Consider the following 10,977-nt stretch of genomic DNA (forward strand, 5'->3'; position numbering starts at 1 on the left):
CAAACTTGGGGGTGGACATATGAGCAAAATGCGTATATATGAATATGCGAAACAAAATAATACAACAAGCAAAGAAGTCATTCAGCATTTAAAAGATTTAAATATTGATGTTAAAAATCACATGTCGACGGTTTCAATTGAAACCATTGTAAAATTGGATGAAAAGTTTGCACCGAAACAGTCTGGCAGTAATGATAAATCCAACAATCGCCAGCAAAATAAAACGAATAATAAAACCAATCAACCGAAAAATAACGCAAACCAGGGTAAGCACGATAAGCCGAACGGAAAGCGAAATGATCCGAACCAGCATCATAAAAAAGGACACCGCCAAAACAAGAATAAAAAGCATAATAACAATAATAAACGTGATCACACCCATTCTGCATCTAAACCGAGGCAACAGAAACCGGCTAAAAAAATACCTGCTAACATCACATATAGTGAAACCTTGACTGTAAATGACTTAGCAGGGAAATTAAATAAAGATACCTCAGAGATTATTAAAAAACTGATGTCCCTGGGAGTCATGGCTAATAAAAACCAGGACCTGGACGATGATACAGTTGAGCTGCTGTGTGATGAGTTCGGGGTTAAAGTCGAAAAAGAAATTATCCTGGAAGACACCGATTTCGATAAGTACCTTCAAGAAGACGATCCTGCTGACTTGATGGAGCGTCCCGCTGTTGTCACGATTATGGGTCATGTTGATCATGGTAAAACCACTTTGCTGGACGCCATTCGCCATACAAAAGTGACTGAAGGTGAAGCCGGTGGTATCACACAGCACATTGGGGCCTATCAAGTTGAAAATGATGGTAGGAAAATCACGTTTCTTGATACACCTGGTCATGCTGCCTTCACGAGTATGCGTTCCCGTGGCGCTCAAGTTACAGATATTGCCGTATTGGTAGTTGCTGCTGATGATGGTGTTATGCCTCAAACTGTAGAAGCCATTAATCACGCAAAAGCAGCCGGCGTTCCTATAATAGTAGCTGTCAACAAAATGGATAAGGAAGGCGCCAACCCTGACCGGGTTATGCAGGAACTGACGGAATATGAACTGATCCCTGAAGATTGGGGAGGCAAGACGATTTTCGTTAACTTGTCTGCTATTAAACATAAGGGTATTGATGATCTGCTGGAAATGCTCGTGCTTGTATCAGAAATGGAAGAATTGAAAGCCAATCCAAATGCCGACGCATTCGGCACGGTTATTGAAGCCCAACTTGACAAGGGCAAAGGACCTGTTGCATCCCTGCTTATACAGAACGGTACATTACATGTCAGTGATTCAGTGGTTGTCGGCAATACATTTGGTCGTGTACGTGCAATGGTTAATGATGAAGGAAGACGCGTTCAGAAAGCAGACCCATCAACACCTGTTGAAATAACCGGGTTAAACGGCGTACCGCAAGCCGGCGATCAATTTCTTGTATTTAAAGATGAGAAAAAAGCGCGTCAGGTAGGTGACGCCCGTCAGGAAAAGCACATTCGGGAGAACCGGTCAGAATCAACGAAGGTAAGCCTTGATGATTTGTTTGAACAAATTAAACAAGGTGAAATGAAAGAAATCAACGTTGTCATTAAAGCTGATGTCCAGGGATCTGCCGAAGCGATGGCTTCGTCACTTGAAAAAATTGATGTCGAAGGTGTCAATATCAAGATTATTCATACTGGGGTCGGTGCCATTAAGGAATCCGATATCATTTTAGCGTCAGCATCGAATGCTATTGTGATTGGGTTTAATGTGCGACCGGATGCTAATGCAAAAAAAGCCGCTGAATCTGAAAAAGTTGATGTGCGGCTGCACCGTGTGATTTACAAAGCGATTGAGGAAATCGAGTCAGCTATGAAGGGGATGCTCGATCCTGAATATGCAGAGAAAGTGATTGGTCAGGCAGAAGTCCGTGAAACGTTCAAAGTCTCTAAAATTGGGACAATTGCCGGCAGCTATGTAACCGATGGTAAAGTAACGCGTGACGCCGGTGTGCGTCTGATCCGTGATGGTGTCGTTCAATTTGAGGGTGAGATTGACACATTAAAACGCTATAAAGACGATGTTAAAGAAGTCGCACAACATTACGAATGCGGGATAACAATTAAAAACTTTAATGATATCAAAGAAGGCGATATACTTGAAGCATTCGTTATGGAAGAAATCGAACGGACATGATTATCTTTGCTGAAGTAGAATGCATGCTATACGAAGGTCGTTCTCTTAAACAAAAACGTTCCATTATAAAACGTGTCATTGCTAAATTGCAGAACGAATTAAATGTCGCTGTCACAGAGTTGGAATACCAAGATTTGTGGCAGCGGGCAAAATTGGGTATAGTCACATTGTCCAATGAAAAAAAACATGCCGAACAGGTGATTCAGGCGGCATTGAAAATCATTGACACCTTTACAGAGTTTGAACGTACAACCACGAATGTGGAATGGCTTTAGACCGAAGAAAGACCGTTGATAGAATGAGGTGATTCAAGATGAGTGATATTCGTGCAAATCGGGTTGCAGAGCAGATGAAAAAAGAATTGGGAGAGCTTATAGGACAGAAAATCAAGGATCCGCGTGTGGGGTTTGTTACGGTTACAGATGTCGAAGTCACTGGTGATCTGCAACAGGCCAAAATTTTTATTTCAGTCCTTGGTAGTGAAGAAGAGAAACACGAAACACTTGTAGGCCTCGCCAAAGCAAAAGGTTTTATCCGTTCGGAAATTGGCCAGCGGATACGACTGCGAAAAACACCTGAAATAACATTCGAATTTGATGAGGCCTTAGAACACGGCAATCGTATTGAGGAAATATTACGCGATTTAAATAAATGAAGCCCCTAATACGGTAGATTAATCTGACTTCTTAAACGGTCAGATTTTTCCTTACAACGTCAGAAAGTATACATTATGGGTGACCTTATAAGAAACGCTTCGGCATTCGCTATAAGGCGAGGCGAATGCCGAGTTTTTCTAAGCAGTTAAGAAAGTATAGATTATTTCTTACTGCATAAGTGCAACTAAGGCTTTCGCCATTAAAGCTTGGCGATAAGCCAAGTTTTCTAACAATGTCTGAAAGTATGGCACTTTAATTCGATGGTTTCATCGCAACATTTGATATAATCTATGTTTTTCATATGTTTTAAGAAAGAGGCTGGAGCTGATACGATGAATGGTATTTTACCCTTATGGAAACCAAAAGGAATGACATCGCACGACTGTGTCCTGAAAACAAGGAAGCTACTTCGCTTTAAAAAAATTGGTCACACAGGGACACTTGATCCTGAAGTTGAAGGTGTTTTACCTTTGTGTATCGGTCAGGCAACTAGAATTGTACCTTTTCTTACTGATACCACCAAAACTTATATAGCTGCGATGAAACTCGGAACATCGACCGAAACTGATGATAGACAAGGTCAAGTAGTCGAAACCAAAGAGATGATATACCCTCCATCTAAACACGAAATCGAAAACGTGTTACAATTGTTCAGAGGGAAAATTAAGCAAACCCCTCCTATGTACTCGGCTGTAAAAGTCAATGGGAAAAAATTGTACGAATATGCGAGGGAAAATAAATATGTTGAACGTCCTGAACGCAGTGTGTTCATCTACAAGCTTGAGCAGTTGCAACATGACAATAGCGAGCGCGACCGTTTTTGGCTTGAAGTGAGATGCTCAAAAGGGACGTACATTCGAACGCTTTGCGTCGATATCGGCAAACGTCTTGGCTGTCCTGCACATATGTCTGAATTGCTTAGAACAGCAGTAGGTACAATCAATAAGGTGGATACTGTTACGTTCAGTGAGATAGAGCAAGCAGTTAAGGCTGAAAAGCACGAAAATTTGCTCCTGCCAATCGGAAACTGTTTAACACATATGCAACGTATCGATGTGGACGAGAATACGCGAAAAAGAGTTCTGTATGGACAAAAACTGCCCAAGCCCGAGCAAGCCCCTGAAACCGGTCCTTTTCTGGTGATGTTCGGGAAACAAGCTTTAGCAGTTTATCAGGCACATCCGGACAATAACACTGTCATGAAACCGGTGCGGGTGTTTAACCATGAATAATAAAAGTGCAGGTGACGTAATTTGCGGACAATCAGATTAGACTATCCTCATACCTTAATATTGGATGAATTACCTGATACAGTGGCCGCTATCGGATTTTTCGATGGCATCCACAAAGGACATCAAAAGGTGATTGAAACGGCGGTACACGAAGCCAAGTCTAAGAACATGAAAAGTGCTGTTATCACATTTCATCCACACCCGTCCATTATATTAAAAAAAGACGTCCAGCATGTCCAATATATCACCCCTTTAAGGGAAAAGCAGGAAATACTGCAGGATTTGGGCGTTGACCGACTTTATATCATCACATTTAATAAAGAATTATCTTCACTTGAGCCGCAAGCTTTCATTGACCATTTTATCATTAATTTAAATATTAAATCCCTTGTGGCCGGGTTTGACTTTTCATATGGGCACAAGGGCAAAGGAAATATGCAAACGATCCATGAGCATTCGCGCGGTTTATTTAACTATACCGTCATTGATCAAATGCAGTCTGAAAATCAAAAAATAAGTTCGACGAGGATAAGGGAACTGTTGAAGTCAGGTCAGATTGAGAAAGCCAATGAATTATTAGGTAGACCTTTGGTTGTCCGAGGCATCGTAAAAGAAGGCGATAAGCGAGGCAGGGAAATCGGCTATCCAACCGCTAATTTAGAAGTGGATTCCGAAGTACTGCTGCCAAAAATCGGAATCTATGCTGTCAAAGTCCGTGTTAAGAATGACGTATATGAAGGTATGGCGAGCCTTGGCTATAACCCGACCTTTACAGCAAATCGGGATGAGCCGATAATCGAGGTTAATATTTTTGACTATAATACTGAATTATATGGTGAGGAACTCGCGCTGGAATGGCATTGCTACATTCGAGAAGAAATCAAATTCGACAGTGCGGAAGAATTGATTAAGCAAATTGAGGAAGACGAGAAGCGTATTAGAAATTATTTCTATGCGGATTCGTAAAATTGCTTGTTCCCTCTTGCATTTTTTTAAAAAAAGATGTACCCTTTATTACATAAACCATCGCTCGGCAAATCGTAACTCCGGCGATTGCTGGGGGATTGGGGATATTAATAATTAATGGAGGTGGGCCGAATTGGCTATCACAAAAGAACGTAAGAATGAAATTATCAATGAATATAAGGTACATGAAAATGATACCGGATCCCCGGAAGTGCAGATTGCTGTACTGACTGAGGAAATCACTAAATTAAACGAACATTTGCGCGTTCATAAAAAAGATCACCATTCACGACGGGGTCTTTTGAAAATGGTAGGAAGGCGCCGTCACTTGCTTAACTACCTGCGTAATAAAGATGTTACACGCTATCGTGACTTAATTAAAAATCTTGGTCTACGCCGATAAGAAAAAGCAGGAGAAATCCTGCTTTTTTCTTCGTAACATCAGAAAATATAAATGATAGATGACCTTATTAGAAAAACGTCGAGATCCACTATAAGACGAGGCTAGGAGTCTTAGACATAATTAAGATATAAAATGCTAAAGACGAACAATAATCCGCTTAAGCGGAGAAAATATACGTAGAATCCTGCGGGAAGATTGATATAGGTGATACCCCGCAGTGCTTCAGCACGAGGAGGCTCACCAGCCGCCCTAAAGTGTGCGAAGTATATTTCCATAGCGGTGTATACGCCCTAACTAGTTTGGATTTTTCCTTAATAAAATGACTTTTGTCCAAGGCTCCTAGGCCTGAGTTTTTCTAATGTATACATAAAATTTACATTTACGCTCATTAACTATAAAATGAAGACAGTAAGTGTTTTGGAAGGGAGTTTTATTACGAATGACACAAGAGAAAAAAGAGTTCTCCACGGAAATAGCCGGCAGGACGTTCACAGTCGAAACCGGAGAACTGGCAAAGCAGGCAAACGGGGCATGTATGATCCGTTATGGCGATACTTCTGTATTGTCAGTGGCAACTGCCTCCAATGAACCAAAAGACCTCCCGTTTTTCCCGCTGACTGTTAACTATGAGGAACGGCTGTATGCGGTGGGAAAAATCCCAGGCGGTTTTATTAAACGGGAAGGACGTCCAAGTGAAAAAGCGACATTGACCTCCCGCCTAATTGATCGCCCGATTCGTCCGCTATTCCCTGATGGGTACCGAAATGAAGTACAGGTTATCAGTACAGTAATGAGTGTTGATCAAGACTGCTCCACAGAAATTGCAGCTATGATCGGTTCGTCTATTGCGCTTTCCATATCGGATATTCCATTTTCAGAACCGATCGCAGGTGTTCATGTAGGGCGTATTAATGGTGAATTCGTTATCAACCCAAGTGTTGAGCAAGAGGAGAAAAGCGATATAGATTTGACTGTTGCCGGAACAAAAAGTGCGATTAACATGGTTGAAGCAGGCGCTGAGGAAGTACCGGAAGATATTATGCTTGAGGCAATTATGTTCGGGCATAGGGAGATCATTCGACTAATTGAATTTCAAGAATCAATCATTGAAGCAGTTGGTGTTCAGAAAAAAGAGTTCAAAGCTGAGACTGCAGACAGTGAGCTGATTACCAAACTTGAAGACCAGGCCAGAGGCAAGTTGCTTGAAGCAATCCAGACCGAGGGCAAAAAAGAACGGGAAGAAGCAATCAGCCAAACAAAAGATGAGATTCTTGCATCGTTTGAAGATGAAGAAGAAGAAGTCATTGGCCAGGTTAAATCAATTATGGAAGACATGGTTAAAGAAGAAGTCCGCCGGTTGATCACAAAAGAAAAAATCCGTCCTGACGGGCGCAAAAACGATGAAATCCGCCCATTATCATCAAGGATCGGTATTCTGCCGAGGACTCACGGTTCAGGTCTGTTTACGCGTGGCCAGACTCAGGCATTAAGCATCTGTACCCTGGGAGCATTAGGAGACGTTCAAATATTGGACGGGCTTGATTTGGAAGAATCCAAGCGATTTATGCATCATTATAATTTCCCTCAGTACAGTGTCGGTGAAACAGGCCCGATTAGAGGTCCCGGACGCAGAGAAATCGGGCATGGAGCATTAGGTGAACGTGCACTTGAAAAAGTCGTCCCAACTGAAAAAGATTTTCCTTATACGATCAGGCTTGTGTCCGAGGTGCTGGAGTCAAATGGTTCCACCTCACAAGCAAGCATCTGCGGCAGCACACTGGCAATGATGGATGCGGGCGTGCCGATCAAAGCCCCGGTTGCCGGCATTGCAATGGGCCTTGTTAAATCGGGCGATGACTACACGATTCTAACCGATATACAGGGTATGGAAGATGCACTCGGTGACATGGACTTTAAAGTGGCTGGTACTGAGCAAGGTGTGACCGCGCTGCAAATGGATATTAAGATTGAAGGCTTGTCCAAAGAAATTCTGGAAGAAGCATTGTCACAGGCTAAAAAAGGCCGGATGCAGATTCTTGAATCGATGCTTGCAACAATTAAAGAGCCAAGGACTGAACTGTCACAGTATGCACCTAAGATCTTAACGATGAATATCAATCCGGATAAGATTCGTGATGTGATCGGTCCAAGCGGAAAACAAATCAACCAAATCATAGATGAGACTGGCGTCAAAATCGACATCGAACAGGATGGCAGTGTCTTTATTTCTTCTCCTGATGCGGATATGAATCAAAAAGCAAAACAAATCATTGAGGACCTTATCCGGGAAGTGGAATCGGGTGAAGTTTATCTTGGAACGGTTAAACGGATTGAAAAATTTGGTGCATTTGTTGAATTATTTAAAGGAAAAGATGGTTTGGTCCATATCTCTGAATTACAGGAAGAGCGAACGAAAAAAGTAGAAGACGCGGTATCTATCGGTGATCAAATCATGGTAAAAGTCAAAGAAATTGATAACCAGGGCCGCATCAATCTTTCCAGAAAAGCGGTATTGAAAGAAGAACGAGAACAACGTGAAAAGCAACAATCATAATTACTGATACTGAAATAAGAAGCTGGAGAACCAGTTTCTTTTTTTATGATATCAGAGGGTCAACACCAAAATCTATGGTTGAAATGAATGAGTGAATATAGTAGTGAAACTAGCTAGCGGAGGAAAAACACGGAGACTCCTGTGGGAATGCGCAGTGTGAAGACCCCGCAGAAAAAGCGACCTTCCGCCGCTATAAGACGAGGCAATGCTGCGTTTTCCTTACCACATGCTTCCTCTTTTGATTTTTTCATAACCTGTCCACCTTTTTCATAATCATTAGGGAGGGGGGTTATGAATGTATCGGTATCGGTCATTTGTACATGTTTGTGTGTTTATTCTGATTGTTGCTGTTTCGTTTGATTATTCGTATAATCCGTTTGAGCCAAATGAAACCGAGACTTTTTTTACTTTGGTTGATGAAACTGCCAAAACGGATGATCCGCTTTATAAAGAAATAAAGGAGAAAAGCGAAGAATATGAAAAAGAACCCAAAAATGCCGTCATTGACAAAGTGTGGAAAAAAACACCCGGCCTCAATGGTTTAGAAGTGGATATTGAAAAGTCTTATGAACAAATGAAAAAGAATGAGACATTCGATGAAACGCTGCTTGTCTATGAGCAAAATGCCCCCGAAGTTACGATGGATGATTTGCCTGCCGCTCCGATATACCGCGGGAATCCCGGTAAGGATATGGTTGCATTTTTAATCAACGTGTCTTGGGGAACAGAATATATCCCGTCTATCCTGAGTATTTTGAAGGATCATCATGTTAAGGCAACTTTCTTTATAGAAGGGAAGTGGGCGATGGAAAATACTGATACCGTTAAGATGATTCATGAGCAGGGACATGCTATCGGAAATCATGCCTATAATCATCCCGCCATGTCGCGCTTGTCCAAACAGGATATGATGGAGCAAATCAAGAGGACCAATCAAATAATAGAAGCTATTACAGGAGAAACACCTAAATGGTTTGCCCCGCCGAGCGGCGATTTTAATGATCAGGTAGTGAAAGTGGCGGCTGAACAGGACATGGAAACGATTCTTTGGACGGTCGACACGATTGATTGGAAGAATCCATCTGTATCTGTTATGATGAATCGAGTGAACGACAAGATCCATCCTGGTGCAACGTTGTTAATGCACCCGACCCCTTCGGCAGAGGAAGGTCTTGATTCAATGATCGGAAGCATCAAGAAAAAAGGTTATAAAATTGGAACACTCAATACATTATTAAGTTCGGAACGGTAAAGCAAAAGCTGATACAAGCTTAGGAGGAAATACATTGGTAGAAAAATACACAAGTGAAAATGGGCTGCGGATAGTTCTGGAAACGATACCTTCAGTCAGATCTGTTACAATCGGGATATGGGTGAAGACCGGATCGCGCAATGAAACGGTAGACATAAACGGTATTTCCCATTTCCTGGAGCATATGTTTTTTAAAGGTACCCGTACAAGAAGCGCTCAAGATATTGCCGAGGCTTTTGATGCCATTGGGGGGCAGGTTAATGCGTTTACTTCAAAAGAGTATACGTGCTTTTATGCAAAAGTGATGGATACGCATAAGGAAAAGGCTTTGGAGGTATTGGCGGATATGTTCTTTAATTCTTCGTTTGATGAAGAAGAGATAGAACGCGAGAAAAAAGTTGTTTTAGAAGAAATTAAAATGTATGAGGATACACCGGATGATATCGTCCACGATATATTGGCACGTGCTTCGTTCGGTGACCATCCTTTAGGATATCCTATTCTGGGTACGGAAAAACAATTGCGGTCCTTTACACCGGATGCCTTGCGAGGATATATAAACGAGCGTTATACTCCTGAGAATGTCGTTGTATCGGTTGCCGGAAATGTGGATTATTCATTTATGACAACGGTGAGTGACTATTTTGACGGTTTTCAATCTAATGCTAACGATACGGATATGATACAACCGGCATTTTTGGGTAATCGGATTGAACGTCATAAGGATACAGAGCAGGCGCATTTATGTCTTGGCTATAACGGCCTTCCAGTTGACGATGAAAATACGTACAGTCTGATTATTTTAAATAACGTACTCGGCGGCAGCATGAGCTCACGTCTTTTTCAGGAGGTCCGGGAGAAACAGGGTTTGGCGTATGCCGTTTTCTCGTATCATGCGTCATTCTTAGATAACGGTTTATTAACGATTTATGCCGGTACCGGTAAAGATCAGCTCCCCCGCTTAAAGGATACAATCAATAGAACGGTAGATGACTTAATTCAAAACGGTTTGACCGATAAAGAGCTGACAAACAGCAAGGAACAATTGAAAGGTAATCTCATGCTGAGCCTGGAAAGTACCAGCAGCCGGATGAGCCGCAATGGAAGAAATGAATTACTGTTGAATAAACACCGTTCGCTGGACGATATGATCGCGGAAATAGATGCAGTTAATCACGACAAGATGCAGCATGTCATTGATTCCACTTTCCACCACGCTCCATCAAGTGCGCTAATTGCACCTGAGACGGTACCGCAGGCATAATTCTCAACTACCGACGTATATATGTATAGGGGGCGGTTTTATGCGGTATAAGGATATGAGTGCCAAAGAGATTGTTGATATTAATCAAGGAGCACGTCTTGGCATTCTTGGTCAAACAGATCTTGAAATTGATGAGAAAACAGGACAGATCGAATCCTTCGTCATACCGAATTATAAATGGTTCGGTTTAAAGAAAGAGGGCGCTGAGACGAAGATTAATTGGCGATCAATTCGGAAAATCGGTGAAGATATGATTATGATTGAGCTGGATGATTACACATTAAAGTGAAATATCAAACAGTAGAGCTTTTAACCAAAGGGTCGGTGTCAAAGTATTGACACCGACCCTTTTAGTGCGCCGGGCATGTGCTATGTCTAGGGAGTGAAAGTCTCCTGCGGGCTTGGTAGTAGGAACCGCTAGCCAAAGACAAGGGTGTCCACTGCGAGGTGGAATCGGAAGGAAGTCGGCGGCAA

11 protein-coding genes are annotated in these 10,977 nt (G+C 42.1%); 10 read left to right on the top strand and 1 reads right to left on the bottom strand.

Going from position 1 to position 10,977, the window contains the following annotated elements:
- Window positions 1–19: 19 nt before the first annotated feature.
- The 7 genes from infB (at window position 20) to IEW67_RS07310 (ending at window position 7,987) form a co-directional block, all read left to right on the top strand.
- Window positions 20–2,176 carry a translation initiation factor IF-2 gene (gene infB, locus IEW67_RS07280; RefSeq protein ID WP_188632405.1) on the top strand — a complete coding sequence of 719 codons (2,157 nt, stop codon included), beginning with the start codon at window positions 20–22 and terminating at the stop codon, window positions 2,174–2,176.
- Window positions 2,173–2,451, top strand: a complete 279-nt coding sequence (locus IEW67_RS07285; protein ID WP_188632406.1) for a DUF503 domain-containing protein — start codon at window positions 2,173–2,175, stop codon at window positions 2,449–2,451. Before infB ends, IEW67_RS07285 begins: the two co-directional genes overlap by 4 nt.
- A 38-nt stretch (window positions 2,452–2,489) precedes the next feature.
- Window positions 2,490–2,831 (top strand): 30S ribosome-binding factor RbfA, encoded by a 342-nt coding sequence (rbfA, locus tag IEW67_RS07290; protein ID WP_188632407.1) that lies wholly within the window; start codon window positions 2,490–2,492, stop codon window positions 2,829–2,831.
- A gap of 333 nt (window positions 2,832–3,164) precedes the next feature.
- Entirely contained in the window at window positions 3,165–4,064 is a 900-nt protein-coding gene (gene truB, locus IEW67_RS07295; protein WP_188632408.1) for a tRNA pseudouridine(55) synthase TruB, read from the top strand.
- Window positions 4,065–4,085: 21 nt separating this feature from the next.
- Complete coding sequence (locus tag IEW67_RS07300; RefSeq protein ID WP_188632409.1) at window positions 4,086–5,030, top strand: bifunctional riboflavin kinase/FAD synthetase; 945 nt, start codon at window positions 4,086–4,088, stop codon at window positions 5,028–5,030.
- Between the two features lie 133 nt (window positions 5,031–5,163).
- Window positions 5,164–5,433: a 30S ribosomal protein S15 gene (gene rpsO / locus IEW67_RS07305; protein WP_188632410.1), complete on the top strand. Its 270-nt coding sequence runs from the start codon at window positions 5,164–5,166 to the stop codon at window positions 5,431–5,433.
- Between the two features lie 439 nt (window positions 5,434–5,872).
- A complete protein-coding gene (locus IEW67_RS07310; protein WP_188632411.1) occupies window positions 5,873–7,987 on the top strand; it encodes a polyribonucleotide nucleotidyltransferase in 2,115 nt (704 codons plus the stop codon).
- Between the two features lie 113 nt (window positions 7,988–8,100).
- On the opposite strand, the gene IEW67_RS07315 is transcribed toward IEW67_RS07310, so the two are convergent.
- Window positions 8,101–8,238, bottom strand: coding sequence for a hypothetical protein (locus IEW67_RS07315; RefSeq protein ID WP_188632412.1), 138 nt, complete (start codon window positions 8,236–8,238; stop codon window positions 8,101–8,103).
- Between the two features lie 44 nt (window positions 8,239–8,282).
- Here IEW67_RS07315 and IEW67_RS07320 point away from each other — a divergent pair, with 44 nt between their 5' ends.
- From IEW67_RS07320 to IEW67_RS07330, 3 genes are read left to right on the top strand one after another with little or no spacing between them, the layout of a single operon-like run.
- On the top strand, window positions 8,283–9,239 hold the full coding sequence (locus IEW67_RS07320) for a polysaccharide deacetylase family protein (protein WP_188632413.1): 957 nt from the start codon (window positions 8,283–8,285) through the stop codon (window positions 9,237–9,239).
- Window positions 9,240–9,273: 34 nt separating this feature from the next.
- Complete coding sequence (locus tag IEW67_RS07325; protein WP_188632414.1) at window positions 9,274–10,503, top strand: M16 family metallopeptidase; 1,230 nt, start codon at window positions 9,274–9,276, stop codon at window positions 10,501–10,503.
- A gap of 40 nt (window positions 10,504–10,543) precedes the next feature.
- A complete protein-coding gene (locus IEW67_RS07330; RefSeq protein ID WP_188632415.1) occupies window positions 10,544–10,792 on the top strand; it encodes a YlmC/YmxH family sporulation protein in 249 nt (82 codons plus the stop codon).
- Window positions 10,793–10,977: the final 185 nt, after the last annotated feature.

It is taken from the genome of Lentibacillus kapialis, from assembly GCF_014646635.1.
Classification (GTDB): domain Bacteria; phylum Bacillota; class Bacilli; order Bacillales; family Amphibacillaceae; genus Lentibacillus; species Lentibacillus kapialis.